Here is a 25494-nt window from a genome sequence, read left to right on the forward strand (position 1 = left end):
ACCATAGCAACGCCTGATCCCCAATCTTGCGGCACCGGATTCGAAGGCCTTGACATTGATTCGAACATACATTCGAATAGAGTCCATGAGATGGGACGCACAAGCACTTTCACCGATGCGTGAACCGGCTCCGGAAACAGCCGGCAGTCCGGCTCCAAGCCCTGCCCCGGCAATGGATGCCTTGCTGCCCTTGGCCGGGCTTGTGCGTTCCGTCTCTACACCCGAATTCTCCGGAGTCACCTTCCATGAGGTCACCGCAAAGTCAGTGCTCAACAAGGTGCCTTCGGGTTCCAATATGCCGTTCGAGTGGACGGTCAACCCCTACCGCGGGTGCAGCCATGCCTGCGTCTACTGCTTCGCACGCAAGACCCACACGTATTTGGAATTCGATGCCGGCCGCGACTTCGACTCCCAGGTGGTCGTCAAGATCAACGCAGCCGAGGTACTCCGGAAAGAACTGGCCAAGCCTTCCTGGGGACGCCACCAAGTAGCCCTGGGCACCAACACGGACCCTTATCAAAGGGCCGAAGGCCGTTATGCCTTGATGCCAGGCATAATCCGGGCCCTTGCCGATTCGGGCACACCGTTCTCCATCCTGACCAAAGGCACGCTGTTGGCCAGGGACATCCCCCTGCTGAAGCACGCAGCCACCCTGGTTCCCGTGGACCTAGGCATTTCATTGGCAATGACCAACCAGGACCTCGCGGCCCTCATCGAGCCGGGAACTCCCTCCCCCAAGGCCCGATTGAAGCTCATTGCCCGCCTCCGGGATGCAGGCCTGGGCTGCGGCGTCATGGCCATGCCCATCCTGCCGTGGCTCACTGATTCCGACGAAGCCCTCGATTCCCTGTTCTCCGAATTGGCCCGGTCCGGAGCCACGGGTGTCTCCGCCGGCGCCCTCTACCTCAAGCCTGGCACCCGCGAGTGGTACATGAAGTGGCTTGCTGCCGAACACCCCGGGCTGGTGGGCAGGTACCGGCGGCTCTACGGGAACGGCTCATACGCCTCCAAGGAGTACCGCGCATGGTTGTCTGGACGGACCAACCACTTCAAGGCCAAATACGGTTTCACCGGGAGCTCCGGATTCAGCCACCGCAACGCGCGGTATACAGCGGCACAGGCACCCTCGCCGGCCGGAACAGCAGCCGCTCCCCTGCCGGGACAACAGTCACTGTTCTAAACTTCGCTTGCTCGCCACTCAGGCGGGTGTGGAGACCCGCTCCAGCAAGGCCCGGACGATGGGAAGGTCCGCAGGAATCCACGGAAGAGCCAGAGCTTCCCCATGATCGGCCAACGGGACCCAGCGGAGTTCGTCATGGTCTTCAAGCGCAACGGGTTGGCCCGCTGTCACTTCAGCGAACCACACCCGCATGCTGGCCCGCTCATTGAGTGCCCAGCCTGCCACGCTCCCTGATTCCAGCTCCGGGCCGAGCTGAACCTCGATTCCCAGCTCCTCCGCGAGTTCGCGGTGCAATGCCGCTTCCGGGGTTTCACCTGGTTCAACCTTGCCGCCGGGGAATTCCCACATGCCCGCGAATTGGGGTGGGGCCGTACGACGGGCTACCAGCAAATTTCCAGGGGCTACCAAAGAGTCGACGATGGCCGCACCAACGACGTTTATCACTGCAGTCACGGCAACAGTCTATGGGCCGGACCGTGGGCATGGTCACAGGAGTAACCCCTGATCCCAACAGCAAACTAGACTTGTTATCGGATTTTCTTCCATTTTTCCCAGCTCAAACGCCGCCCCAGAAACAGGTCTATGTCTACCACCGTGTTCCAGCCCGTCGCCGTCAAGAAGTCGGGGCGCCACCTTGGCTTGGCCATCCTGGCCCTGGCCATGGGCGGGTTTGCCATCGGCACCACAGAGTTCGCCATGATGGGCCTGTTGAAGGAGGTCGAGACGGGCCTGGGGATCAGCACCCCACAAGCGGGCAGCCTCATCTCGGCCTACGCACTGGGTGTAGTCATCGGAGCCCCTGTCTTCGCTGCGTTGGGAGCGAAGTTGCCCCGCAAGCACTTGGCACTGGGTCTCATGCTGTTCCTGGCGATAGCGAACCTGACGTCTTTCATTGCTCCGGACTACGGCCTGATGCTGCTCTCCCGCTTCGCTTCGGGCCTTCCGCATGGAGCGTTCTTCGGGGTGGCAGCCGTCATCGCTGCGGGCCTTGTGGCTCCCACCAAACGCGGCTGGGCCATCTCCATGGTCATGGCGGGCCTGACGGTCTCCAATGTCATCGGAGTCCCCTTGGCTACGTGGGTGGGCCAGACCTTTGGGTGGCGCCTGCTCTTCGTCATCGTCGGCGCCATCGGCCTGCTCACGGTTGCCATGATGTGGAAGTTTGTCCCCTTCGAAGCTGCGCACCCGGACGCCAGCATCCGCCGGGAACTTGGAGCGCTGAAGAGGCTTCAGGTGTGGCTGGCCCTCCTGATCGGCATCATCGGTTTCGGCGGCTTCTTCGCCGTGTACACCTACATCGCACACACCATGACGTCCGTGGCCGGCCTCCCCGAGTACCTCATTCCCGCCGTCGTTGCCCTTTATGGACTCGGCATGGTTGTCGGAAACATCATCGGTGGCCGGCTGGCGGACAAGTCCGTGATGGGTACCATCTACTGGGTCATGCCCGGTATCGCCGCTGCGCTGGTGGTCTACGCCATCGCAGCCCACTGGGCCTGGTCGGCTTTCCTGATGGCCTTCGTGGTCGGCGGTATCGGCTCGATGCTGACGCCGGCACTGCAGACCAGGCTCCTCGACTCAGCCCCGGGCGCCGCCTCGCTGGCCTCGTCGCTGAACCACTCAGCCCTCAACATCGCCAACGCCCTGGGTGCCTTCCTCGGTGGCACGGTCATTGCCTGGGGCTGGGGTTACGTCGCCCCCGCCCTGGTAGGTGCGGTTCTCGCCCTCCTCGGCTTGGGCGTTGCTGTCATCAGTGGCATCGTGGAACGCAGGACCACCCTGACCTCCTGATCGCCAGTGGCATCAAACGACGAATGGCTCCGCATCCGCGGAGCCATTCGTCGTTAATCACCTGAATTCACAGGCTTAATGAAGTCGCTAGGCCTGGGCCTGGACACGCTCAATGTCAGGTTCAAGGTAGATGACCCGAGCGATCGGAACCGCCGCACGGATCCGTTGCTCGGCGTCGTCGATTCCCTTCGCGATCTCTTCGCCGGTCTCGGAAGCTCCCATGGAGATCTTGGCGGCAACCAGCAACTCATCCGGACCGAGGTGCAGGGTCTTGAGATGGATGATCCGGGTGCCGTCGGCCTGCAAAGCTTCGGAGATGCGCTGGACGTCTTCCTTCGTGGCAGACTCCCCCAACAGCAGCGATTTGGTTTCCATGGCCAAAACCACAGCGATGGCGACCAGCAGCAAGCCAATCATCGCGGTACCGAGGGCGTCCCAGACTCCGTCTCCGGTGACCAGGGTCATGCTGACGCCGAAGAGCGCAAAGACCAAACCAAGCAGGGCGCCGAAATCTTCGAGCAAGATGACGGGAAGTTCGGGCTGCTTGGCGTTGCGGACAAACTTGACCCAGCTCTGCTTGCCGCGGACGTGGTTCGATTCGATGATTGCCGTGCGGAAGGAGAAACCTTCAGCGATGATCGCCCCCACCAGAACAGCCAGGGGCACCCACCAGAAGCTGCCCTCGATGCCGTGCGGATGCTGGAACTTCTCCCAGGCCTCATAGAGGGCAAACAGGCCACCGACGCTGAACAACACAATGGAAACGATGAAAGCGTAAATATAGCGTTCCCGGCCATAGCCAAAAGGATGCTCCGGGCTGGCGGCCCGCTTGGAACGCTTGCCTCCAACCAGCAACAGGACCTGGTTGCCGGAATCGGCCACAGAGTGGATTGCCTCTGCGAGCATGGACGATGACGCTGTCAGGAAAAACGCAATGAACTTCAGAACAGCGATGGTCAGATTGGCGGCAAGTGCCGCCACAATCGCTTTGGTACCGCCACCTGCAGCCACGAAAGCTTCACCTCTTCGGGTATGGGAAAGTATGGGAAAGGCCAAGAAGAGTCGTCATCGTCTGATCTTGCAAGCAATACCGTACCCGGCGGCGCGGTATTTACACATTCTCCACTCGGGCGCCTCGCTGCGAACGCGCACTGGCATAAAGACAAACAGTGGCGGCGGTGCCCAGGTTCAAGCTTTCCGCTGCCCCGTAGACGGGCACGGCGACACGGTGGTCGGCCAGTGCCAGCTCTTCGTCCGACAAGCCTTGGGCCTCATTGCCGAAGAGCCACGCGGTAGGGGCTTCCAGGGCGTAGTCGGACGCCACGGAGCCATTGCCCAGCCGCCGCGCGGCATTTTCGTCCTGGAGCTTGTCCAGGTTGAGGGTTCCGTAGCCGTCAGCGGCCAGGATTCCGATCCCGCGTTCCCGGCACCGGGCCACAAGTTCTTCGACGTCCACGCCCAGGACCACTGGAAGGTGAAAGAGTGAACCGGCAGTGGAGCGGACAGCCTTCGGGTTGTAGATGTCCACACTGGAACCGGTCAGGACAACAGCGTCCGCTCCGGCCGCATCAGCGGCACGAAGGACGGTGCCGGCATTGCCGGGGTCACGCACCTGGCACATGACCGCGAGAAGCCGGGGACCGGCGTCGAGCACTGACTCGAGGCTGACGTCCACAAAACTGCAGACAGCGACGATCCCTTGGGGGTTGACTGTGTCCGCCATGGCGGACAGAACGTCATCGCTCGCCAGCCGGAGCAACGTACCCTGCGCCAGGTCGGCGAGCTCGGGCAGGCGGTCGAGACACGCCTCGCTGGCAAAAACTTCATGCACGACGGCGGCCCCTCCGGCCGCCGTGCGCTCACGGTGCAGGGTCAACGCCTCACGCACCGCCTGCGGACCTTCAGCAAGGAACCGTCCGCGTTTTAAACGCGCCGGGCGCCCGGCAAGCTTGGCGACATCCCTCACCCGATCTGCTCGGGGGTTGGTCATCGTAAAGTCTTGCGGGCGCCCGGTTTCGTTCATATATAGAACTTTAGTGGCAGTTGCGACTAGTTCTTGATCTGCTGGCGGGCTTCGCCGCCGGCCGGCTCGAAACCGGCAGCCTTTGCAGCTTCGACCGTGGAGAACCAGTACTCAGCAGCGGTGGTGTTGTACCAGGTGGAACCCGGCACGTGGTACTTCTTGGACTCGGCGTTGCCCTTGATGGCGTAGCCTTCCGGAGCCTCGTCACCGTCAGCGGCAACTGCGCCGTCGATGGCCGGCTTCTCGGAAACGACAGCCTTGACAGCCGGAGCGGTAGCAACAGCCGGAGCAACCTTGGCCTTCGGGGCAGCCTTGGCAGCCGGAGCGGAGGTGTCAGCCGGGAGTGCACCCTTGGCAACGTTCACCAGGGCGGCGAAAGCGTTGGCGTCGGAGACAGCCAGTTCAGCCAGCATACGGCGGTCAACCTCAACCTCAGCAGCCTTCAGGCCCTGGATGAGACGGTTGTAGGTGAGGCCGTTGGCGCGGGATGCAGCGTTGATACGCTGGATCCAGAGGCGACGGAAGTCGCCCTTCTTCTTGCGGCGGTCGCCGTAGCTGTACACAAACGAGTGCAGCAGCTGCTCTTTTGCCTTGCGGTACAGGCGCGAACGCTGACCGCGGTAACCCTTGGCGCGTTCGAGGACAACCCGGCGCTTCTTGTGGGCGTTTACCGCCCGCTTCACACGTGCCACGTGCGTACTCCTTCAGAAATCTTTATCCCAAGCTGCTACTGCCGGAATCCCGGCCGGCCTGAGAAGGCTTTTGGTGTAGTCGGTTCCTGCCGGATGGCAGTAACCAAAGAACTTGGAACTTAGAGGCCGAGCATCTTCTTGATGACCTTGGCGTCACCCTTGAAGACGAGCTTGTCGCCGGCGAGGCGACGGGTCAGCCTGGAGGACTTGTGCTCCAGGTAGTGACGGCGGTTGGCCTGCTGACGCTTCAGCTTGCCCGTACCGGTCAGCTTGAAGCGCTTCTTAGCACCGCTGTGGGTCTTCATCTTCGGCATGGGAACCGATCTCCTTACGTATCCACGGACAAGTCCGCGATTCTTTCGCGCAGCCGGCCAACGGGGGCCGACGTGCTGGTTGCTTGCCGGTGGAGGCGAGGCCTCCGCGGCGTTGAACTAAGTGGTCTTGCGGGCTGCAGGCTTCGGAGCGGCCTTGGGGGCCGCAGGCCGGGCTGCGGGCTTGGGAGCCGCCGGCTTGGCGACAGGCTTGGGAGCCGAGGGAACTGCAGGCTTCGGAGCCGCGGCCGGAACAGCAGGCTTGGGAGCCGCCTCTACCGGCGCTGCCTTGGGAGCCGGAGCTTCCTCGGCAACGGGTGCTTCTTCTGCTGCTTCAGGCGCCTCTTCGGCAACCGGAGCCTCAGAGGCAACTTCTTCGACGACCGGCGCTTCTTCAGCTGCGGGCGCCTCGGTTGCTGTCGCCGGAGCTTCCTGCTTGGTTTCCTCTTCAGAAACCTTGAAGCCTTCGGGCAGAAGGTCAGCAATGCTCTGCGTCAGCGGAGCCTGCTCCCCCGTGGTGTCCACGCGCGCTGCGGCCTTGGCTTCGTTCTGGGCCTTGGCTTCTGCGCGCTGGCTGGCACGGCGGGCTTCGGCCTTGGCCTCTGCCTTGTTCTTCAGCGGTCCGATCACCATGACCATGTTGCGGCCATCGATGCGCGGGCTGGACTCAATGACGCCAACCTCGGCCACATCTTCAGCGAAACGCTGCAGCAGGCGGATGCCCATTTCAGGACGCTGCTGCTCGCGGCCACGGAACTGGATCATGGCCTTGACCTTGTCACCGGCTCCGAGGAAGCGCAGAGCGTGCCCACGCTTGGTTTCGTAGTCGTGCTTGTCGATCTTGAGGCGGAAACGAATTTCCTTGAGAACCGTGTTGGTCTGGTTCTTGCGGGCTTCGCGCGCCTTGACTGCGGCTTCGTACTTGTACTTGCCGAAGTCCATCAACTTGCAAACAGGAGGCTTAGCCTGCGGCGCAACTTCAACGAGGTCGAGATCGGATTCTGCAGCCAGACGCAGTGCGTCCTCGATGCGGACAATTCCTACCTGTTCGCCGGCAGGACCGACCAGCCGCACCTCGGGGACGCGGATACGCTCATTGATTCTTGGCTCGCTAATGTTAAAGCTCCTGTGGTTGTGGTGGTGTCACCGGCAATAAGAGAAGGCCCCCAATTGCTGGTGCAATCGAAGGCCTCGAAGATCGGCTGCACTTCCCCAACGGGAAAGTACGCACAGCCGGGGATAACCCCGGAGTGTCCGACCAGGTACCCGGCAACCTCTTGTCCCGTAAGGGAATCCTGTCCCCGGAGGGAAACGGCTGACGCGGGTGGGAGAGAACTCCGCTTGCAAACTGAAAGACAATTCTACAGAAACAACCCGCCAAGCGCACATTGCGGTGGCGGGACTGTTGGCTATAGATCTCACCGCGGATATCCATGGTGAAAATCCTGGTGAATAACGACTTCCAGTCGGTCTGTGACAAGCTTACCAGTATGAGCACTGAAGACAGCAATTCCCGCAACTCCTTCGGCGGAGACGCCCCCTCCGCTGACGCCGGGGTCTCCCAGCAGATCCGCGACATCGCCGAGGTTCCGGCCGTGGAGGTCATCACTACCGGCGCCGTTCACCTGATGAGCGCTGCAGCCGTCAAGGTTGGTCTTGCCGACGACCCCAACGCAGAAGACCTCAAGGACCTTGACGAGGCCCGCAAGCTGATCACCGCACTTGCCGGACTGGTATCGGCCGCGGCCCCCGAAATTGGATCCCAGCATGCCGGACCGTTGCGCGATGGCCTGCGCTCCTTGCAGCTGGCCTTCCGCGAAGCCTCCATCATCCCGGACGCGCCCGGCAAGGGCCCGGGCGAAAAGTTCACCGGACCGGTGAACTAGCCGCGTACTGCCTGCATAACCACCGACGGCGGGTCGACCACATTGGTCGGCCCGCCGTCGTCGTCTGTTCACTCCCTGTTACGCCTAGACCTTGGCAGCCCGGCGACGAATGGATGTAAGAACCAGTCCCATGGCGCACAGCGCGACGCCGGCAATCCCCACCGCCGCGAATCCCCCGGACGGGCCGACAGTGTCGATGAAAACCCCGGCCAAGGGTGCACCCAAAGCGACACCGGCGGTGAGGGCAGAGCCGTACCAGCCCATGGCTTCGCCGCGACGATCCTCGTCCACCAGATCCGCTACCTTCTCGGAGGACGCGGACAGGACCGGGGCACACAACAGTCCCGGGAGGAGCGAGAGGAACGCAAGGGTCCAGGTGTCATGGGCGAAGCCCATCGGAATGGTCAAAGCGGCCATGCCCAGCAGGAGGATCATGGGCGAAACGGACAGCTTCATTGAGCCGTAGATCAGGCCGCCGACCACCGAGGCCGCGCACCAGAAGAAGAAGACGATGCCGATTTCATTTTGGTGCCCGCCCCGCTCCAGCAGCCCCACAATGCTGACGTCGGAGCCGCTGAGCACCATGCCGGAACCAGCGGCGACTGCGAAGAGCGCGGCAACGGAAACCGTAAACCAGGTGAAGTTCCTGGCCACCCGGTTCTTCAGTGCTGAGGTGCGTGAGGTGACGGACGCCATTTCGGAAGCCGCTTCCTGGACGTGCGCGGGGGCAGAAGCCACCATCGCAGCCTCCGCCGCAGCCAGGTCGGCCGACTCCCGGTCGGCAGATTCCTCCGGCGTGCACGCGACATCGCTCCGGGTGGGCGGGTTGAACCACATGAGGAATAGTCCCGCCACGGAAACGGAGACACCCACGGCAGTGAGGCCGAGAGCCGAATAGCCGCTCGTGGCCACCACTGCGCCCACGGCCGGACCGATCATGAACACAACCTCGGTGGCAATGGAGTCCAGGGCGAACGCCGAACGGCGCTGTTCCCCATCCACCAAAACACCCAACGATTGTCGGACAACACTGAAGATCGGCAAGGTGAAAAGGCCGCCTATAAAAACCAGCGGCAGCAGCCACTGGTAGGAAACGTGCGGCACAATCGACCAAATCACGGTCTCGGAAATGACGGAAGGGATCAAGGCCTTCCGCAGCCCCACCATATCCACCCTGCGGCCACGCCACGGTGCACCCAGGGCGATGCCGATGGTCATGACCGCGGCCGCCGCTCCAGCGGCGGCATAACCTTGCCCAAGCGTCAGGACAATGTGGAGGGTGAGGAGCACCCCGGCGGCAGAATGTGGAATGCGGGCAATCATGCCCACCACCAGCAGACGCCGGACAGGCCGGATGGACAGCATCTCTTTATAGAGAGCGAAGTTCACTCAATCCTCTTTTCCCCGGGCAACCCCGGGGAACCGGACCTGCCATTAGTGCGGCGCGGGCTCCTGTGCTGCGCGCTGCAGTTTGATCTCCATGGAATCGACACCCTCGGCAAAGGAGTCCATGCTTGCCCATGCTTCGTTCAACTGGCCGACAAGCGTCTGCACCGCCGCGGCGTCCAGCCCGTCCTCAAGGAAGAGCACCACACGCAGTTCCGGACCCGGACCGCCGCCTTGCACCTGGCGCCCGTCGGCCGTGAGGGACGCAACGCCACCTCCGGCCCGCGTCTCAAGGCGCCGGACCGCGGGGAAAGCTGAAATTGTCGAAACGAGAGCAGTCTCCAGTTGATCATCCAGGTATGACGGCGTCCAGTCCTTCTGTTGGGCCAGAGCCCACAGGGCCGGTCGCCGGACCACGAAGGCGAAGTCGGAACCGGGATCCACAACCAGCAGCTGGGCGCCTTCCGATACTGCCGAAAGCGCCGCCCGCGCGGCGTAAACAGCCACCGGGCGCGCCTGCGGATGCCACAGTTCCAGAGCAGCCGCGGAGGTGAACACAGGCATTGCCGTACGGCCATCGGGTGCCTTGAGTGTGACCAATGCCATATCGGCCTGTTTGTCGGCATGCAGCCCGTCAACGCCTTCGGCTTCCTCGGCCAGCTGGGCCACGACCGGAACAAAGACCCGGGCCGTAGCCAGGGAGGCTACCACTTCGGCTTCGCCGCCGGTGCCGTTAAACAGCCCGGCTATGGCAGCGAGGTAGCCGGCGTCCGCGCTTCCGTCATCATCTTCGAAGTTGTGAATCTTGGCGTCGTCACCGGCAAGGCTCCTACCGGCCCACGGCTGGCCCGCCGAGTCCGTCGCCCCGCCCGCACCGGCCAACGCCGCCGCTATATGACCCGGCAGTTCACGCTTTTCCGGCTGGTGTGCCTCCTGCCCGGCTGTGTGACGGCCCATCAGCGGCGGCCGGCCACGTCCAGCGCTTCGGGCAAGGTGAAGGCGCCCGCATACAGGGCCTTACCGACAATCGCACCCTCAACACCGAGCGGCACCAGTTCGCGCAGGACCCGGAGGTCCTCCAGGCTGGAGATACCGCCCGAAGCCACAACCGGCTTGCCGGTCTTCTCCACCATCTGGCGCAGCAGATCCACGTTGGGGCCCTGCAAGGTGCCGTCCTTGGTCACATCCGTCACAACGTAACGGGCGCATCCTGCGTCCTCGAGCCGGGCCAGCACTTCCCAGAGGTCCCCGCCCTCCTTCGTCCAGCCGCGGCCGGCAAGGGTGGTACCCCGGACATCAAGCCCGACGGCGATCTGGTCACCAAAACGCTCGATCGCCCGCTTGGTCCAGTCCGGGTTCTCCAATGCAGCCGTGCCAAGGTTCACCCGCGCAACGCCCAGTTCGAGGGCACGCTCAAGGGATTCGTCATCCCGCAGGCCGCCGGACAGCTCGACTTTGACGTTGAGCTGCGAAACAACCTCGCTGATGAGCGCGGCGTTGTTTCCCCGGCCGAAAGCGGCGTCCAAGTCAACCATGTGAACCCACTCCGCCCCGGCATTCTGCCAGTTGAGGGCTGCCTCGAGGGGAGTTCCATAGCTGGTTTCCGAACCTGCCTCTCCTTGCAGGAGGCGCACCGCCTGGCCGTCGACAATATCGACGGCAGGCAGGAGTTCCAGGACGGACTGGGAGGAGGTGGTCATGAGGGTCCTTGCAGTGTGAGGGTTCGCCGGCGTACCACGCCGCGATTCAGTTGGCGGGAAGTGTCAGGAGGTAGGCAGCCAGCAGGGACATCCCGGCCAGCACGTAAAAAGAAATGGAAACCCAGCGGGGCTTCTTCTGTTGATGGAAGGAAAGTCCCCCACCCACCAACAGTCCCGCCAGGCCCATAAGGACTACAGACCACATTCAGGCAGCACCGCTCCCGGACGATTCCGGAGCGGGCTTCCGCAGGCCCTCGACCCAGTTGCGCAGGAGCCTTGCTCCGGCATCCCCTGATTTCTCGGGGTGGAACTGGGTAGCGCAGAGGGGACCATTCTCGACGGCGGCAATGAACCGTGCGCCGTGCTCGGACCAGGTAACCTTCGGGGGCTCCATGCGGGGCTGGACAACATCGAAGTTCCACTCCTGCACCCCATACGAGTGCACGAAGTAGAAACGTTCCTGCTCGACCCCTGCGAAGAGTTTGGAACCTTCCGGGACGTCCACGGTGTTCCAGCCCATGTGCGGCACCACGGGAGCCGGAAGCAGCTCCACCTTGCCGGGCCATTCAGCCATGCCTTCGGACTCGGTGCCGTGCTCGACGCCGGCTTCGAAGAGCACCTGCAGGCCCACACAGATAGCAAGCACCGGACGCCCGCCGGCGACACGACGACCAATCATGCGGATGGCATCGACAGCTTTGAGTTCCTTCATCACGGTCTCGTAGGCACCGACTCCGGGAACAACCAGTCCGTCGGCGTTGAGCACGTCCTCCGGCTTGGAGCTGAGCAGCACGTGCGCTCCTGCCCTTTCGAGGGCGCGGACGGCGGAACGGACGTTCCCGGATCCGTAATCCAGAACTGTCACCGTGGGCTTGCCCTCCGGCGACTCCGGCTTCACCGAAGCGGTGGCGTCGGCCACTGCTCCGTCTTTCAAAAACTGGCCGCTCACAGGGCCCCCTTGGTGGACGGGATTCCCTCAACACGGGGATCGGACTCAACGGCCGCACGGAGTGCACGCGCGAACGCCTTGAACTGGGCTTCGACAATGTGGTGCGGATCGCGGCCCGCGAGAACGTTCATGTGCAGGCAAATTCCCGCGTGCAAAGTGATCGCTTCGAAGACGTGCCGGGTCAGTGAACCTGTGAAGTGGCCGCCGATGAGGTGGTACTCCTGCCCGGCAGGCTCACCGCCGTGCACCAGGTAGGGGCGGCCGGAAACATCCACGACGGCGTGCGCCAAGGCCTCGTCCAGCGGCACGGTGGCCTCGCCAAAACGACGGATGCCTGCCTTGTTGCCCAAGGCCGTACGCAGGACCTCGCCAAAGGTAATGGCGACGTCTTCCACGGTGTGGTGGGCATCGATGTGGGTGTCACCGGTGGCCTTGACGGTCATGTCGATCAGCGAGTGCTTGCACAGGGCGGTCAGCATGTGGTCGTAGAAGGGTACTGAAGTGCTGATGTCCGAAATGCCGGAGCCATCCAGGTTGATCTCCACCAGCACGGAAGACTCACTGGTGGTGCGCTCCATGCGGGCAGTGCGGGCAGCGGACGGCGTAGCGCCGGTTTCGCTCATTGGGGAACGTCCTTCTACAGGGAGGATGGGTTGGTCTATTGACAAGTTTAGGCGCGCTGGGAAACCGCGCCGTCCAGGAGGGCTTCCAGCGCCTCCAGGAAGGCAGTGGTTTCCGGCTCGGTTCCGGCCGTGACGCGCAAGTGCCCGGGGATGCCGACATCGCGGATCAGCACGCCGGCATCGAGCAGGCCCTGCCAGATCGTGTGAGGATCCTCCAGCCCGCCGAAAAAGACGTAGTTGGAGTCCGACGCCGCGGGCTTGAGTCCCATGCGGAGAAGTTCGGTCACGATGCGATCCCGCTGGACCTTGATGTCTTCGACGTCGGCCATAAGGGCTTCGCGGTGCGTCAAGGCCGCGAGGGCGGTGGCCTGGGTGATGGCTGAGAGGTGGTACGGGAGTCGTACCAGCCGGATCGCGTCTGTTACCTCCGGGGCCGCAGCCATGTAGCCAAGGCGTGCTCCAGCCAAGGCGAACGCCTTGCTCATGGTTCGGGAGACAATCAAACGCTCGCGCCCGGGCAGGAGGGTCAGGGCACTGGGAGTGTTGTCGTGGGCAAACTCGTGGTAGGCCTCATCCACGATCACGATGGCCTGACTTGCTTCGCCGGCTTCATACACAGCCTCAACCACATCCAGAGTCAAACCTGTGCCCGTTGGATTGTTCGGCGAGCACAGAAAGACGACGTTGGCCCCGGTCTCACGGACCTGTTGGGCTGCCGACTGCGCATCCAGTCCGTAGTCGTCGGCACGAACGCCACGGATGTACTCAGTGTCCGTTCCGCTGGCGAGCAACGGGTACATGGAGTACGTGGGAGGGAAACCAAGGGCTTTGCGCCCCGGGCCGCCGAATGCCTGGAGAATTTGCTGCAGGACTTCGTTGGAGCCGTTGGCAGCCCAGATGTTGTCCGCAGAAAGGCCGTGGCCGAGGTACTCCGCCAGGGCTACCCGAAGGTCGGTGAATTCGCGGTCCGGATAGCGGTTCAAGCCAGTGGCGGCGGCGGCCACTGCCTCCGTAATGGCCGCCTGCACATCAGCAGGGACGCCATGGGTGTTTTCGTTGACGTTGAGCAAAACGGGGACATCGAGCTGCGGTGCGCCGTAGGGGCTCAATCCACGCAGGTTGGTCCGGAGGGGAAGTCGGTCAAGTCGCTCAAGCTGCTCACTCACTACAACAGTTTAAGGGGCCACCGCGACTGCCGAGTAACTGTGACGTACGGGCAGAGGAAAGACACGCGTATTGCGGGCATCAGTGGGCCGGCACGAACAACTGCTGCCCTGGAAGGATCCGGCCACCACGGAGGTCGTTCAGCTGGATGATTTCGGCAATGACTTCACGCGGGTCCCGCTCCGGAGCCGCAGCGCCGGCAATACCCCACAGCGACTGGCCGGGCTGCACTGTCACGGACACCGCAACGGGCGGCTGCAACTGCGCCTGGGAGTCGGAAGCCTTTGCCGGCGAGGTGATAACCCCTGCGAGGCTAAGGAGAGCAGCCACCAGTAGCATGGCCGGGATACCAAAGAAGACCATGCGGCCTCGGCGGGTGAGGCGGAGACGTGCGGGCGCCGGAGCGGTGCGGAAATCAGCGAACGAAGTGATTGCGGACATGAGCTGAGCCCTTCTGAGCTATTGCGCCGCTCCGGAAGTCCCGGATCAGCGCTGCCAATTCATTGTGTTCCTCCCGGCGGCGCCGGATGTTCGAACGGCTTGTTCGAACATCCACCGTCAGCGCGAGGTTTATAGAACACATATTCGAACCTTGCTATGACATTTTTAGCACTTATCAACGAACGGTGTCGAGACTCGCTAGAACAAATGTTTGATAAACGCCTGTGCCTGCCCTACGTTTGAGTGAAGAAACAGCACTGTTTCAGTGGAACAGGAGGGTCTGACATTTTTTCCAGGCCCTGCATCCCCGGCTCTCTTCGGGGCGGAAGGAAAGGCATTGGCGAACATGGCAGCAAAAGCCACAGGCGGCGGGGCACCCCTGCGAAGCCAACAGCCTCAAAAGACTCCCAAGAGCCTGACCGTACGTCAGAAGAAGATCCTGGAGACCATCCAGCGGTCAGTCAATGACAACGGTTATCCGCCCAGCATGCGCGAGATTGGCGACACCGTAGGACTGGCCAGCCTGTCCAGCGTGACGCACCAGCTGTCACAGCTGGAAAAACTTGGCTACCTCCGCCGGGACCCCAAACGACCCCGCGCCATGGAAGTGTTGATGCCCCTGACCCTCGACGGCGGCCCGATCCCGGGCGTCGAGGCTCCGGCAACGCTGCGAAGCGCCGGCGGCATGGCCGTCACCGAACTGGTAAGCGCCAGCGACACCGCCATGGTTCCGTTGGTCGGCCGCATTGCAGCAGGTGGTCCCATCCTCGCCGACCAGACCGTTGAGGACGTGCTCCCGCTGCCCAGGCAACTCGTGGGACACGGTGAGCTCTTCATGCTCAAAGTGGCAGGAGACTCAATGATCGATGCCGCCATCTGCGACGGCGACTGGGTGGTTGTCCGCCGTCAGAACGATGCCATCAACGGCGACATCGTGGCGGCGCTGCTCGATGATGAGGCCACCGTGAAAACGTTCCGTCAGCGGGACGGACACACCTGGCTGCTGCCCCAGAACACCCAGTACGAACCCATTCTCGGCGACCAAGCCACCATCATGGGCAAGGTCGTGTCCGTACTTCGCTCCATCTAGCCTCTCAGGCCTTCCGGGCGGATTCCAGGCGCTCCAGGACCCCACGTACCACCGAACGGTCCGTCGTGGCCCAGAAGGGAGGCAGAGCGGCCCGCAGGAACCCTCCATACCGTTCTGTCGAGAGCCGTGAATCCAGGACGGCCACTACCCCCTTGTCCCCCGTTGAACGGATCAGGCGCCCCGCGCCCTGCGCCAGCCGGATGGCAGCGTGGGTGGCCGAAACCGCCATGAATCCGTTGCCGCCGGACTGCGCCACCGCACGGGAGCGGGCAGTCATGAGGGGGTCATCGGGCCGCGGGAACGGAATCCGGTCAATGACCACCAGGCGGCATGAACCGCCTGGCACGTCCACGCCCTGCCACAGGGACATGGTTCCGAAAAGGCACGTATCCGGCTCATCGGCGAATTGCTTGACCAGGGCGGCCATAGTGGACTCACCCTGGCAGAGAATGTCCACGTCCAGGCGCAGGCGCATGGCGTCGGCCGCTTCTTCGGCTGCCCGCCGTGATGAGAACAGGCACAGGGCTCCCCCACCCGATGCCCGGATCAAATCTTCCAGTTCATCAAGGGCCTCAGGGGATGTACCCCGGCCTGGCTTGGGAAGGTGCTTAGCCACGTACAGCACCCCCTGTTTGGGGTAATCGAAAGGCGAGCCGACGTCGATTCCCGTCCAGCTCGGGGCGCCGTCGCCGATCAGTCCCAGCCCACCCGCGGCGGGCTCAAAAGCGGAGCCGATGGCCAGTGTCGCCGATGTCAGCACCACCGTGTGTCCTGCAAACAAACCCTCGCGCAACCGGCCCGCCACGCTCAGGGGCGCGATGTTGATGAGCGCCGGAGCAGTCTCGTCTGGTTGTGAGTAGCCCTGCTGGGGATCAAAGGTGCTGTTTCGGGAGAACCACACCACTTCTCGGTTCTCCTTGGCGGCAAGCATCCGCTCACACAGCTCAAGGATGAGCATGAGCCGGGAGCGCGCCAGTTGGCGGCCGCCGTCGGCCGCGTTGGATGCATCGGTCTTCGAGTCGGACAGTGCGGCACGTGTGGCGTCGCGCAGCTGGTCCAGGCAGTCAAGCTGTTCGTCGTTGAGCCCGCCGGGCAGCAGCCCGTTGGGAACTCCCGCGATAGCCATATCAAGGCGGTCCGCGGCCGCGTTCAGGGCATCGACCGTAATGGCCGTGTGTTTGCGTGCACTCGATGCTGCGGCATGGACCATGGCCACGGACAGCTGCCCGGTAACCGCGCCGGTGACGCGGTCCTGCAGTTCGTGGGCTTCGTCTACCACCACGACATCGTATTCGGGCAGGACGGCCAGTCCCTCGAAGGCACTGACGGCCAGCATGGCGTGGTTGGTGACGACGACGTCGGCCTCAGCGGCCCGGGCCCGGGCGAGCTCGCTGAAGCACTCCTCCGCGAGAGGGCATTTCTGGGCCCCCAGGCACTCCATGGACGTCACGGACACCTGTCGCCAGGCCCGGTCCGTGACGCCGGGCATCAGTTCATCGCGGTCGCCTGTGGCTGTCTTTTCAGCCCATTCACGAAGGCGGACAACTTCCTTGCCCAGTTGTGATTGCGGTCCTCCCATGGATGCCGCGAAGTGCGGAACACTGGTGTCCTCGCCCAGGGAGAACAGTTGGCCCTCCGACGGCTCTTCACTGGGAAAGCCGCCCTCCAGCTTCTGCAGGCAGACGTAGTTGGCACGGCCCTTCACGAGCGCCACGTTGACCGGCCGCTCGAGTGCGGGGTTGATGGTCTCCAGCAACCGCGGCAGGTCCCTGCCGACAATCTGGGTCTGGAGAGCCAAGGTGGCGGTGGACACGAGCGTCGGTTTGTCGCTGTCCATGGAATGCGCGATCAGCGGAATCAGGTAAGCCAAGGACTTACCTGTTCCCGTTCCCGCCTGGACCAGCAGATGCTCCCCGTTTTCGATGGCCCGGGTTACGTGCTTGGCCATTTCGTGCTGGCCGGCACGGCTTTGCCCGCCCATGCCGGCCACAGCCCGGTCCAACAGTTCGAGGGTGGTCTTCTCCCCCACCGACTCGACGGCGTCCGCCGCCACCTTCTCAACCATTGCTGACGAATGACTCCAGTTCGGCTGCCAGTCCTTCACGGACCATGACCACGATCCGTGTGCCGTGTTCCTCGTGGTCAATGCTGAGGATCTCCGAATCGGAGCTGTGCAGCTTGCTGATCAGCTCGCCGCGATCGTAGGGAATCAGGAGCTCGAGCCGAACACCCGGGCGCGGAATGGACTGGCTGATGTCCTCCAGCAGTTCAGCGATTCCCTCGCCCGTACGGGTGGAAACCACGGCGTGCCGGGGTTCTTTCTGCTTGAGGCGTTCGACCACGAAGGGGTCTGCCACATCAACCTTGTTCAGGACGATGATTTCGGGAACCTTGCGCGCATCCACCTCGGAAAAGACAGCGCGCACTGCGGCGATCTGCCCCTCGGGGTCCGGGTGCGAAGCGTCCACGACATGCAGGATGAGGTCCGCGTCAGCCACTTCCTCCAGCGTGGACCGGAAGGCCTCTACCAGTTGGGTGGGCAGGGAACGCACGAAGCCCACGGTGTCGGCCAAGGTGTAGCCGATGCCGTCGGGGGTTTGCGCTTTGCGGACGGTCGGATCCAACGTGGCGAACAGGGCGTTCTCCACCAGGACACCGGCGTCGGTCAGGCGGTTCAACAGCGAGGACTTACCGGCGTTGGTGTACCCGGCGATCGCGACGGACGGAACAGCATTACGACGGCGGTTGGCACGTTTGGTCTCGCGGGCCGGCTTCATCGCGGCGATTTCACGCCGCAGTTTGGCCATGCGTGTACGGATTCGACGACGGTCCAGTTCGATTTTCGTTTCACCGGGACCACGCGAGCCCATGCCGGCACCGGCACCACCGACCTGGCCACCGGCCTGGCGGGACATGGATTCACCCCAACCACGCAGGCGTGGAAGCAAGTATTCCAGCTGGGCCAGCTCCACTTGTGCCTTGCCTTCACGGCTCTTGGCGTGCTGGGCGAAGATGTCCAGGATGAGCGTGGTCCGGTCGACCACCTTGACCTTGACAATGTCCTCCAGCCCGCGTCGCTGTGACGGGGCCAGTTCGGTGTCGACGACGACGGTATCGGCACCCGTGGCGGCGACGATGTCCTTGAGTTCCTGCGCCTTGCCGGAGCCGAGGAACGTTCCGGGGTCAGGCTTCGTGCGGCGTTGAACCAAACCGTCGAGGACTTCCGAGCCTGCGGTTTCTGCCAGGGCCGCCAGTTCACGCAGGGAGTTCTCCGCGTCGGCCAACGTGCCTTCTGTCCAAAGGCCGGCCAGGACGACGCGCTCAAGGCGCAGCTGCCGGTATTCAACTTCGGTGACGTCTTCGAGTTCAGTGGACAATCCTGCGGTACGGCGCAGGGCGCGGCGTTCGGCGAGGTCTTCCTGGTCGCCGTCGAAAATGCTGTGCTCTTGGTCCAGGGTCGAAATGGCCTGTGCCTTGCCGAACACGCCATTGGCGTCGTTGTCATCGGATGCCTGCGCGGGGACATCCTTGGAAAGAATCCGGTCGATGACGGCCTGGATTTGTTCAGGACTCATGTCCTGGGCGTCGGAATCGGATCCGGAATGATTCTGGGTGGTCATGGTCTCCTTAGACTGTTCGGCAATTCCAGAATAGTGCTGTTTGTTGCTGGATGGGGCGCTCTTCGCGCTGGGCTGACCGGTTTGGGCCAAAATGGTCTCCTGTGTGCTGGACGCCGATGGCTCACTGGGCTCTGGCGTCGGTGTTCTGGCGGGTGGATCCGCGGGAAGGCCTCGGCGTGTCGGAAGTCCTGGTACTGCCCCACAGGATCTGCCGTCTGGCGAAGTGATCCTGGAAGCAGGGCGGGGAGTGATCTTCTGAGCGTCCGGCACCACGAAGTGGTAGTGGCGGACTGTTGCCGGTGGGACCTGCCTGGCGGAAAGGCCGTGGGCCGGGCATTGGAGCCAAGCCGGGCCTGCATCGCGGGCGGTGCCGTCGAACGCCTGGCAGTCCAGGCGCGGATTCGGCGAATTACTCAAAGATCAAGAACATGGATTAAATACTATCAGCCCTGTCAAACCGGCCCCCGGTCAATGGCAGTTTCCCAAGGCGCCGATAGCCAACTAATCTGGCAAATTATGGAGTCTGCACACTATTTCACCGCCCAACCGGCTGGACCGTTCACCCGCAAGCCGCTCACGGTGGAGCTCGCCGGTGCTACCCGCCACCTGCAGACCTCCTCAGGTATCTTCAGTCCTGACGGTATCGACAAGGGTACGGCGATCCTCCTGTCGGATGTCCCGCCACCGTCCCCCCGCGGCAACCTTTTGGACATCGGCTGCGGTTGGGGTCCTATTGCCCTGACGCTCGGGCTGAAGGCACCCAATGCCCGTGTCTACGCCGTGGATGTCAATGAACGCTGCGTGGTGCTTACCAACGAGAATGCCGCCGCCCTTGGCCTGGACAACGTGACGGCAAGCTTGCCGCATGAGGTGGACCCCGCCGTCGAGTTCGACACTATCTGGTCCAATCCTCCGATCCGCATCGGCAAGGACGAGCTGCACTCCCTGCTGCTCACCTGGCTGCCCCGCCTCGCTCCCGGCGGCAACGCGTGGCTGGTGGTTCAGAAGAACCTGGGTTCGGACTCCCTGCAGCGTTGGCTGGCAGCTGAACTGGACGAGTCGTTCACGGTTTCCCGTGAAAGCACCTCCAAGTCCTTCCGGATCCTTCGTGTCAGGAAAGCGTCCCGCTAGCCACAATGACGGCAGGGCCACTGAGCTCTACGTGTTCACGGCCACCTGCGCCGGGGAAGAATTTCACACCGACGACGCCGCCAGGCACCTTTACATGCCAATCGTTGGGAGCCGTGCTGCCCGCCCAGTGACGGATCGCCACTGCCGCTGCACAGGCTCCGGTGCCGCAGGACTGGGTCTCCCCCACGCCGCGCTCATGCACGCGCATGGTGATGGTTCCCACTCCGTCCTCCACCAGCGGTTCGGCGGGGACGACGAATTCAACATTCGTGCCATTGACCGGTTTGGGATCGACCACGGGGGCTTTGAACAGCTGTGTAGCCGAGAGCTCGCTGAGTTCAGCCAAGGCCACAACCGTGTGCGGGTTGCCCATGCTGACCGAGAGGCCTGGCCTGGCCACTTCGAGGCCGTCGGCGCTGACCAGGGCGTCCATCGCCTTGCTCGTTGCCTCGTCAGGGAAGATGAACTCCCAAGGACCCATGTCCACGGCGTACCCGTTGGCGGTTCGAACCACCTTCTTGACACCTCCACGGGTGCCGATCGTCAGGATCCCACCCGGGCCAAGGTCCACCAGGCCCTGTTCGCTGAGGAAGTGGACAAAGACCCGCACGCCATTGCCACACATCTCGGACAGGGAGCCATCGCCGTTGCGGTAGTCCATGAACCACTCTGCTGCGGGATCCACCTCCAGCAACGCCCGGCCTTCCGGGAGGAACCGGGAAGGAACGGCGCGGATCAGGCCATCGCCACCGATGCCCGTGTGGCGGTTGCACAGTTGAGCGACCTGCTCGGCAGTGATTTCGTGTGCGTCCCCGGGATCTGCAATCAGGACAAAGTCGTTGCCGGTTCCATGCCCCTTGGAAAACGCAAATCCGGCCAGGCTCGATGTGGCATTGGTTGTCTCGGCAGCCGAGGGCTGGCGGGTGGGAACTGCGGCGTTTGCATCCATGGAATCAAGGCTACCTTCCACGCCTGTTCGGCCAGAAATTGCCAAGCTAGCCGTGGGTGTGAACCAGCGACACCGCCTTGGAGACGATATCGGGGTCCTTCCAGTCCAGCCAGGAAATCCGCGGATCAGCGCGGAACCAGGTGAGCTGGCGGCGGGCAAACTGCCTGGTCGAGACGATGGTTTCCTCTACTGCATCCGGCACGTCCATGTCGCCGTCCAGGACCCGGAGGAACTGTGCATAGCCCAAAGCCCGCGACGCCGTTTTTCCCTGTCGCAAACCCTGGGCGTCGAGGCGCTGCACCTCTTCGGCGAGGCCTGCCTCCACCATCCGGTGCACGCGGTGGGCAAGGCGCTCCCTGAGTTCTTCACGGTCCACGGACAAGCCGATCTGGACGGCGGGCTGGTAGTACTCGCGCTGGGGCATGAAGGAACTGAACGGGCGACCCGTGAGTCCGAAAACCTCGAGGGCGCGGATTACCCTTCGCGCGTCGCCAAGGCGTGCGGCCGATACCGGATCCACTTCCTCCAGCCGGGCCCTCAGTGGAGCAAGTCCCTTTGCTTCGTACTCCTGCTCGAAGCTCTGCCTCAAAGCGGGATCCGTGCCCGGAAACTCAAGGATGTCCAATGCAGCGCGCACGTAGAGGCCGGACCCGCCCACCACGATGGCACGTTTTCCCCGGGAGTGTACGTCGTCAATGGCTGCGCGGCATTCGGCCTGGAAGTCAGCCACGCTGGCCTCCTCAGTCACGTCGAGGGTGTCCAGGAGATGATGTGGAACTCCCCTGCGCTCCTCCATGCTGATCTTGGCTGTGCCAATGTCCATGCCCCGGTAGAACTGCAGGGCATCGGCATTGATGACTTCTCCATCGAGGGCCAGGGCTAGGTTGACGCCAAGATCCGACTTGCCTGAACCTGTGGGCCCCACGACGGCGATGACCGGCCGGGCGTGCTTGGAGTTCCGGGCGTCCCGGGAATGCGACATGGATTCCGGACCCGGTCAGGCGCGGCGGGCAGGCAGCGCCGGCATGCCCAAGGACACTCCGGTCTTGCCGCTGGAAGCGCCGAGGGTGGGGACGCCGCAGGAGTCGGCTTGGGACCGGTCCCAGGCATCTCCAGCACGCGAACGCCGCAGGACATAATCACTGGCTGTTGCGGGGTCGGCCACCAAGTGGAACGCCGCAGCCTCCGTGATGGTCACGGTGACAAAGTCACCGGGGCGCGGAGCCTCCGCACCGTTCGGCACGGAAAAGTGCACGAGCCTCTGGTCTTTCGATCGCCCGGAAAGACGATGGGTCTCCCCGGCTTTCCTGCCCGCCTGGGCTGTCACCAACACCTCGACCTGGCGTCCAAGCTGTGCCGCATTCTCCTCGGCGGCGATGCGGTCCTGCAAAGCCGTGAGCCGTTCAAAGCGCTCCTGGACAACCGCCTTGGGCAACTGGTCCGGCAGTTCGGCTGCCGGTGTACCCGGACGCTTGGAGTACTGGAACGTGAACGCCGAGGAGAACCGGGATTTCTCTACGACGTCCAACGTTGCCTGGAAGTCTTCCTCGGTCTCACCCGGGAAGCCCACGATGATGTCTGTTGTAATGGCGGCGTGCGGAATCCGCTCCCGCACTTTGTCCAGGATGCCCAGGAACCGGCTGGAGCGGTACGAACGGCGCATGTCCTTGAGTACCTTGTCAGATCCCGACTGCAGGGGCATGTGAAGCTGGGGCATAACGTTGGGGGTCTCAGCCATGGCCTCAATGACGTCGTCCGTGAACGCCGCGGGGTGGGGACTCGTGAAACGCACCCGCTCAAGGCCTTCAATATCCCCACAGGCACGCAGCAGTTTGGAGAACGCCTGACGGTCGCCGAATTCGACACCGTACGAGTTGACGTTCTGTCCGAGAAGGGTGACTTCAACTACTCCGTCGTCAACGAGGGCCTGGATCTCGGCAAGGATCTCGCCGGGACGCCGGTCCTTCTCCTTGCCGCGGAGGGAAGGCACGATGCAGAACGTGCACGTGTTGTTGCATCCCACGGAAATGGAAACCCACCCCGAATACACGGATTCGCGCTTGGTAGGAAGCGTGGACGGAAAAACGTCCAGGGATTCCAGAATCTCGAGCTGGGCCTCATTGTTGTGCCGGGCGCGGTTGAGGAGGGCCGGGAGCGCTCCAACGTTGTGGGTGCCAAAAACAGCGTCAACCCATGGCGCCTTCCGGACGATGGTTTCGCGGTCCTTCTGGGCCAGGCATCCCCCAACGGCGATCTGCATACCGGGGTTGGCTTCCTTGACCTGCCGCAGTTGGCCCAGGTTCCCGTAGAGCTTGTTGTCCGCATTCTCGCGGACGGCGCAGGTGTTGAAGACCACAACGTCGGCGAGGTCGCCGTCGGCAGGCACGTAGCCGGCGTCCTCAAGCAGGCCCGCCATGCGCTCCGAATCATGGACATTCATCTGGCAGCCGAAGGTCCGGACCTGGTAGGTCCTGGGCTCAGCAGAAGGACTGGTGGCTGCTGTTGGGGAAGGAATGGTCAAACTCACTACTCAAGGGTACCGGCTTCTGCAAGCACCTCACCGACGATCCTGAACGCCAAAGAGGGGGCGTAGCCTTTGCGCGCCAACATCGAAGCCAGCCTGCGGGTGTGCTTGTCCCGCTCAGCCCGATCCGAGAGGTTCATGCCCGGGCGAAGCTTGCGTTCCACGAGGTCGCGGGCTGCCGATTCTTCATCCTGGTCACTAAGCTGCGAGAGCGCATCTTCTGCCGACTCGAGGTCGATGCCCTTGTCCGACAGTTCGCGCCGAAGCGCACTCTTGGCAAGCTTCTTGCTCTGCGAACGGCTTCGAACCCACATTCTGGCGAACTCAGCGTCATCAATGAGCTGAACTTCTTCGAAGCGGTCCAGCACTGCCTCTGCGACTTCTTCCGGAACGTTGCGCTCGGCCAGTTTGCGGGAGAGCTGCAGCCGGCTCCGTGGCGCCGTCGTCAACTGTCGAAGGACGATGGCGCGTGCCACGGATTCGGGGTCGGGCTCGGAATCTGCAGCTATTGCAGATTCCGGGTCCGGCCCGGTTCTAGCCGTCAACGGCCTTCAGCTTCGGGGAGTCTTCCTCCGGCTTGACGCCGACGCCGAGCTTCTCCTTGATCAGGCGCTCCAGCTCCTGGGCAAGCTCGGGGTTGTCCCGCAGGAATCGCCGCGAGTTTTCCATGCCTTGGCCAAGCTGATCGCCGTCATAGGTGAACCATGAACCCGATTTCTTGATGATGCCGTGCTCAACGCCCATGTCGATGATGCCGCCCTCGCGGGAGATGCCCTGACCGTAGATGATGTCGAATTCAGCGATCTTGAAGGGCGGAGCCATCTTGTTTTTGACGATCTTGGCCTTGGTGCGGTTACCAACGGAATCCGCGCCCTCTTTCAGGGTCTGGATGCGGCGGACGTCGATGCGGACTGATGCGTAGAACTTCAAGGCCTTACCACCGGTGGTGGTCTCCGGCGATCCAAAGAAGACGCCGATCTTCTCGCGCAGCTGGTTGATGAAGATCGCGGTGGTCTTGGTCTGGCTCAATCGACCGGTGATCTTACGCAATGCCTGGCTCATGAGGCGGGCCTGAAGGCCAACGTGGGAGTCGCCCATCTCGCCTTCGATTTCGGCCCGGGGAACAAGGGCGGCCACGGAGTCGATGACGATGATGTCCAGCGAACCGGAACCCACCAGCATGTCCATGATTTCCAGGGCCTGCTCACCCGTATCCGGCTGGGAGACGAGGAGCGCGTCGGTGTCTACACCCAGCTTGGCTGCGTAGTCCGGGTCAAGCGCGTGCTCGGCGTCAATGAACGCCGCAATGCCGCCGGCGCGCTGTGCGTTGGCAACGGCGTGCAGCGCAACGGTGGTCTTACCCGAGGATTCCGGGCCGTAGATTTCCACGACGCGGCCACGGGGCAGGCCGCCAATGCCAAGGGCCACGTCCAGCGCAATGGAACCGGTGGGAATGACTTCGATGGGCGCACGGGTGTCATCACCCAGGCGCATGATGGAGCCTTTGCCGAACTGCTTGTCGATCTGGGCAAGCGCTGCTTCGAGCGCCTTCTCACGATCCGGGGTTGCCGCCATGGTTCACACCTCTGATGCTTTCTCGCTGTGGAGTGGCCCGATAGGCCGCTTTCCTGTCATCTCAGACGCTATTACGACGGCCTGACATTTTTAGTTGCCGGCTACGGCTATGTGGATAACCTGGCTGCCGGAAGCTGGGGAATGCGTCCTACGGAATCAATTTTCCTCTCACAGGAGCATATCCCTATCCGAACAGATATTCGAACAACGCCGCGGCGTGTCCCTCGCTCCCGGCAACGCCAATGTGGCTTGCCAGTTCAGTTCGAAGCAGGCTTGATGTCCCTTCCCAACCTGCGTTCGGGAGGCACGTCCTGCACCTCGCACACGGCCAGCCATACCTCGCGGGGGTGGTATCCGGCCGCCAAAGCCTCCACGGCCGTGCGGCCGCCGACGCCTGCCAGTACCAGCGAGTTGGCCAGGACGCGGGAGTAGCCTGCCCCGAATTCGTCGTCCATCAAT

At 63.1% G+C, this 25494-nt stretch carries 27 protein-coding genes; 5 read left to right on the forward strand and 22 right to left on the reverse strand.

Features of this window, described 5'->3' with window-relative positions:
• Positions 1–85 precede the first annotated feature (85 nt).
• A complete protein-coding gene (locus ACFUOZ_RS14455) occupies positions 86–1180 on the forward strand; it encodes an Rv2578c family radical SAM protein (RefSeq protein ID WP_377549313.1) in 1095 nt (364 codons plus the stop codon).
• An 18-nt stretch (positions 1181–1198) separates the two neighbouring features.
• Here the strand turns inward: ACFUOZ_RS14455 and ACFUOZ_RS14460 are convergent, their stop codons facing one another.
• Positions 1199–1633 carry a (deoxy)nucleoside triphosphate pyrophosphohydrolase gene (locus ACFUOZ_RS14460; protein WP_377549315.1) on the reverse strand — a complete coding sequence of 145 codons (435 nt, stop codon included), beginning with the start codon at positions 1631–1633 and terminating at the stop codon, positions 1199–1201.
• Between the two features lie 129 nt (positions 1634–1762).
• On the opposite strand from ACFUOZ_RS14460, the gene ACFUOZ_RS14465 reads away from it, so the two are divergent.
• A complete protein-coding gene (locus ACFUOZ_RS14465; RefSeq protein ID WP_377549317.1) occupies positions 1763–2971 on the forward strand; it encodes an MFS transporter in 1209 nt (402 codons plus the stop codon).
• Positions 2972–3058: 87 nt separating this feature from the next.
• Here the strand turns inward: ACFUOZ_RS14465 and ACFUOZ_RS14470 are convergent, their stop codons facing one another.
• The 5 genes from ACFUOZ_RS14470 to infC form a co-directional block, all read right to left on the reverse strand.
• Complete coding sequence (locus ACFUOZ_RS14470; RefSeq protein WP_377549319.1) at positions 3059–3982, reverse strand: cation diffusion facilitator family transporter; 924 nt, start codon at positions 3980–3982, stop codon at positions 3059–3061.
• A gap of 100 nt (positions 3983–4082) precedes the next feature.
• A complete protein-coding gene (locus tag ACFUOZ_RS14475; RefSeq protein ID WP_377549321.1) occupies positions 4083–4994 on the reverse strand; it encodes a TrmH family RNA methyltransferase in 912 nt (303 codons plus the stop codon).
• Positions 4995–5020: 26 nt separating this feature from the next.
• Complete coding sequence (rplT, locus tag ACFUOZ_RS14480) at positions 5021–5686, reverse strand: 50S ribosomal protein L20 (protein ID WP_144663063.1); 666 nt, start codon at positions 5684–5686, stop codon at positions 5021–5023.
• A 119-nt stretch (positions 5687–5805) separates the two neighbouring features.
• On the reverse strand, positions 5806–6000 hold the full coding sequence (rpmI, locus tag ACFUOZ_RS14485; RefSeq protein ID WP_262278075.1) for a 50S ribosomal protein L35: 195 nt from the start codon (positions 5998–6000) through the stop codon (positions 5806–5808).
• Positions 6001–6117: 117 nt separating this feature from the next.
• Positions 6118–7071, reverse strand: coding sequence for a translation initiation factor IF-3 (gene infC / locus ACFUOZ_RS14490; protein WP_377549323.1), 954 nt, complete (start codon positions 7069–7071; stop codon positions 6118–6120).
• A gap of 416 nt (positions 7072–7487) precedes the next feature.
• On the opposite strand from infC, the gene ACFUOZ_RS14495 reads away from it, so the two are divergent.
• Complete coding sequence (locus tag ACFUOZ_RS14495; RefSeq protein ID WP_377549325.1) at positions 7488–7883, forward strand: DUF1844 domain-containing protein; 396 nt, start codon at positions 7488–7490, stop codon at positions 7881–7883.
• Positions 7884–7967: 84 nt separating this feature from the next.
• Here the strand turns inward: ACFUOZ_RS14495 and ACFUOZ_RS14500 are convergent, their stop codons facing one another.
• The 8 genes from ACFUOZ_RS14500 to ACFUOZ_RS14535 form a co-directional block, all read right to left on the reverse strand.
• The gene (locus ACFUOZ_RS14500) at positions 7968–9272 is read right to left on the reverse strand and encodes an MFS transporter (RefSeq protein WP_377549327.1); all 1305 of its coding nucleotides are present in this window, start codon (positions 9270–9272) and stop codon (positions 7968–7970) included.
• Between the two features lie 45 nt (positions 9273–9317).
• Positions 9318–10226 (reverse strand): SseB family protein, encoded by a 909-nt coding sequence (locus ACFUOZ_RS14505; protein ID WP_377549329.1) that lies wholly within the window; start codon positions 10224–10226, stop codon positions 9318–9320.
• Positions 10226–10969: a bifunctional 1-(5-phosphoribosyl)-5-((5-phosphoribosylamino)methylideneamino)imidazole-4-carboxamide isomerase/phosphoribosylanthranilate isomerase PriA gene (gene priA, locus ACFUOZ_RS14510; protein ID WP_274262558.1), complete on the reverse strand. Its 744-nt coding sequence runs from the start codon at positions 10967–10969 to the stop codon at positions 10226–10228. The genes ACFUOZ_RS14505 and priA overlap by 1 nt, the downstream gene beginning before the upstream one ends.
• Before the next feature lie 46 nt (positions 10970–11015).
• Positions 11016–11174, reverse strand: a complete 159-nt coding sequence (locus ACFUOZ_RS14515) for a hypothetical protein (protein WP_377549331.1) — start codon at positions 11172–11174, stop codon at positions 11016–11018.
• Positions 11175–11918 (reverse strand): imidazole glycerol phosphate synthase subunit HisH, encoded by a 744-nt coding sequence (gene hisH, locus ACFUOZ_RS14520; protein ID WP_377549333.1) that lies wholly within the window; start codon positions 11916–11918, stop codon positions 11175–11177.
• Positions 11915–12541 carry an imidazoleglycerol-phosphate dehydratase HisB gene (gene hisB / locus ACFUOZ_RS14525; RefSeq protein WP_274262556.1) on the reverse strand — a complete coding sequence of 209 codons (627 nt, stop codon included), beginning with the start codon at positions 12539–12541 and terminating at the stop codon, positions 11915–11917. Before hisB ends, hisH begins: the two co-directional genes overlap by 4 nt.
• A 47-nt stretch (positions 12542–12588) precedes the next feature.
• Entirely contained in the window at positions 12589–13707 is a 1119-nt protein-coding gene (locus ACFUOZ_RS14530; protein WP_377549335.1) for a histidinol-phosphate transaminase, read from the reverse strand.
• Positions 13708–13786: 79 nt separating this feature from the next.
• Positions 13787–14146 carry a LysM peptidoglycan-binding domain-containing protein gene (locus tag ACFUOZ_RS14535; protein WP_377549337.1) on the reverse strand — a complete coding sequence of 120 codons (360 nt, stop codon included), beginning with the start codon at positions 14144–14146 and terminating at the stop codon, positions 13787–13789.
• 346 nt (positions 14147–14492) lie between these two features.
• On the opposite strand from ACFUOZ_RS14535, the gene lexA reads away from it, so the two are divergent.
• A complete protein-coding gene (lexA, locus tag ACFUOZ_RS14540) occupies positions 14493–15236 on the forward strand; it encodes a transcriptional repressor LexA (protein WP_377549339.1) in 744 nt (247 codons plus the stop codon).
• A gap of 4 nt (positions 15237–15240) precedes the next feature.
• Here the strand turns inward: lexA and ACFUOZ_RS14545 are convergent, their stop codons facing one another.
• Positions 15241–17301 (reverse strand): ATP-dependent DNA helicase, encoded by a 2061-nt coding sequence (locus ACFUOZ_RS14545; RefSeq protein WP_377549341.1) that lies wholly within the window; start codon positions 17299–17301, stop codon positions 15241–15243.
• Entirely contained in the window at positions 17294–18856 is a 1563-nt protein-coding gene (gene hflX, locus ACFUOZ_RS14550; RefSeq protein WP_377549343.1) for a GTPase HflX, read from the reverse strand. Before hflX ends, ACFUOZ_RS14545 begins: the two co-directional genes overlap by 8 nt.
• A gap of 516 nt (positions 18857–19372) precedes the next feature.
• Here hflX and ACFUOZ_RS14555 point away from each other — a divergent pair.
• Positions 19373–19987 carry a class I SAM-dependent methyltransferase gene (locus ACFUOZ_RS14555; RefSeq protein WP_377549345.1) on the forward strand — a complete coding sequence of 205 codons (615 nt, stop codon included), beginning with the start codon at positions 19373–19375 and terminating at the stop codon, positions 19985–19987.
• Here ACFUOZ_RS14555 and dapF read toward each other — a convergent pair.
• The 6 genes from dapF to ACFUOZ_RS14585 all read right to left on the reverse strand — a co-directional run bounded on the left by dapF (position 19968) and on the right by ACFUOZ_RS14585 (position 25490).
• The gene (gene dapF / locus ACFUOZ_RS14560; protein ID WP_377549347.1) at positions 19968–20936 is read right to left on the reverse strand and encodes a diaminopimelate epimerase; all 969 of its coding nucleotides are present in this window, start codon (positions 20934–20936) and stop codon (positions 19968–19970) included. The genes ACFUOZ_RS14555 and dapF overlap by 20 nt on opposite strands.
• Before the next feature lie 46 nt (positions 20937–20982).
• Complete coding sequence (miaA, locus tag ACFUOZ_RS14565) at positions 20983–21918, reverse strand: tRNA (adenosine(37)-N6)-dimethylallyltransferase MiaA (RefSeq protein ID WP_377549349.1); 936 nt, start codon at positions 21916–21918, stop codon at positions 20983–20985.
• Between the two features lie 15 nt (positions 21919–21933).
• The gene (miaB, locus tag ACFUOZ_RS14570) at positions 21934–23463 is read right to left on the reverse strand and encodes a tRNA (N6-isopentenyl adenosine(37)-C2)-methylthiotransferase MiaB (RefSeq protein ID WP_377549351.1); all 1530 of its coding nucleotides are present in this window, start codon (positions 23461–23463) and stop codon (positions 21934–21936) included.
• On the reverse strand, positions 23463–24005 hold the full coding sequence (locus ACFUOZ_RS14575) for a regulatory protein RecX (protein WP_377549353.1): 543 nt from the start codon (positions 24003–24005) through the stop codon (positions 23463–23465). Before ACFUOZ_RS14575 ends, miaB begins: the two co-directional genes overlap by 1 nt.
• Positions 23995–25035 (reverse strand): recombinase RecA, encoded by a 1041-nt coding sequence (gene recA / locus ACFUOZ_RS14580; RefSeq protein ID WP_018779075.1) that lies wholly within the window; start codon positions 25033–25035, stop codon positions 23995–23997. Before recA ends, ACFUOZ_RS14575 begins: the two co-directional genes overlap by 11 nt.
• A gap of 257 nt (positions 25036–25292) precedes the next feature.
• The gene (locus ACFUOZ_RS14585; protein ID WP_018779074.1) at positions 25293–25490 is read right to left on the reverse strand and encodes a DUF3046 domain-containing protein; all 198 of its coding nucleotides are present in this window, start codon (positions 25488–25490) and stop codon (positions 25293–25295) included.
• Positions 25491–25494 lie beyond the last annotated feature (4 nt).

Source organism: Paenarthrobacter sp. NPDC057355 (assembly GCF_042667405.1).
In the GTDB taxonomy this organism is placed as follows: Bacteria; Actinomycetota; Actinomycetes; order Actinomycetales; family Micrococcaceae; genus Arthrobacter.

Bases quoted from the DNA above. Each gene is read 5' to 3' on its own strand.
- ACFUOZ_RS14555 (WP_377549345.1), top strand. From the start codon at position 19,373: ATGGAGTCTGCACACTATTTCACCGCCCAACCGGCTGGACCGTTCACC.
- recA (WP_018779075.1), bottom strand. From the start codon at position 25,035: ATGGCGGCAACCCCGGATCGTGAGAAGGCGCTCGAAGCAGCGCTTGCC.
- ACFUOZ_RS14455 (WP_377549313.1), top strand. From the start codon at position 86: ATGAGATGGGACGCACAAGCACTTTCACCGATGCGTGAACCGGCTCCG.
- ACFUOZ_RS14585 (WP_018779074.1), bottom strand. From the start codon at position 25,490: ATGGACGACGAATTCGGGGCAGGCTACTCCCGCGTCCTGGCCAACTCG.
- miaA (WP_377549349.1), bottom strand. From the start codon at position 21,918: ATGTCGCATTCCCGGGACGCCCGGAACTCCAAGCACGCCCGGCCGGTC.
- rpmI (WP_262278075.1), bottom strand. From the start codon at position 6,000: ATGCCGAAGATGAAGACCCACAGCGGTGCTAAGAAGCGCTTCAAGCTG.
- ACFUOZ_RS14505 (WP_377549329.1), bottom strand. From the start codon at position 10,226: ATGGGCCGTCACACAGCCGGGCAGGAGGCACACCAGCCGGAAAAGCGT.
- ACFUOZ_RS14465 (WP_377549317.1), top strand. From the start codon at position 1,763: ATGTCTACCACCGTGTTCCAGCCCGTCGCCGTCAAGAAGTCGGGGCGC.
- ACFUOZ_RS14545 (WP_377549341.1), bottom strand. From the start codon at position 17,301: ATGGTTGAGAAGGTGGCGGCGGACGCCGTCGAGTCGGTGGGGGAGAAG.
- dapF (WP_377549347.1), bottom strand. From the start codon at position 20,936: ATGGATGCAAACGCCGCAGTTCCCACCCGCCAGCCCTCGGCTGCCGAG.
- hisB (WP_274262556.1), bottom strand. From the start codon at position 12,541: ATGAGCGAAACCGGCGCTACGCCGTCCGCTGCCCGCACTGCCCGCATG.
- ACFUOZ_RS14495 (WP_377549325.1), top strand. From the start codon at position 7,488: ATGAGCACTGAAGACAGCAATTCCCGCAACTCCTTCGGCGGAGACGCC.
- ACFUOZ_RS14515 (WP_377549331.1), bottom strand. From the start codon at position 11,174: ATGTGGTCTGTAGTCCTTATGGGCCTGGCGGGACTGTTGGTGGGTGGG.
- lexA (WP_377549339.1), top strand. From the start codon at position 14,493: ATGGCAGCAAAAGCCACAGGCGGCGGGGCACCCCTGCGAAGCCAACAG.
- ACFUOZ_RS14535 (WP_377549337.1), bottom strand. From the start codon at position 14,146: ATGTCCGCAATCACTTCGTTCGCTGATTTCCGCACCGCTCCGGCGCCC.
- hflX (WP_377549343.1), bottom strand. From the start codon at position 18,856: ATGACCACCCAGAATCATTCCGGATCCGATTCCGACGCCCAGGACATG.
- priA (WP_274262558.1), bottom strand. From the start codon at position 10,969: ATGACCACCTCCTCCCAGTCCGTCCTGGAACTCCTGCCTGCCGTCGAT.
- ACFUOZ_RS14475 (WP_377549321.1), bottom strand. From the start codon at position 4,994: ATGAACGAAACCGGGCGCCCGCAAGACTTTACGATGACCAACCCCCGA.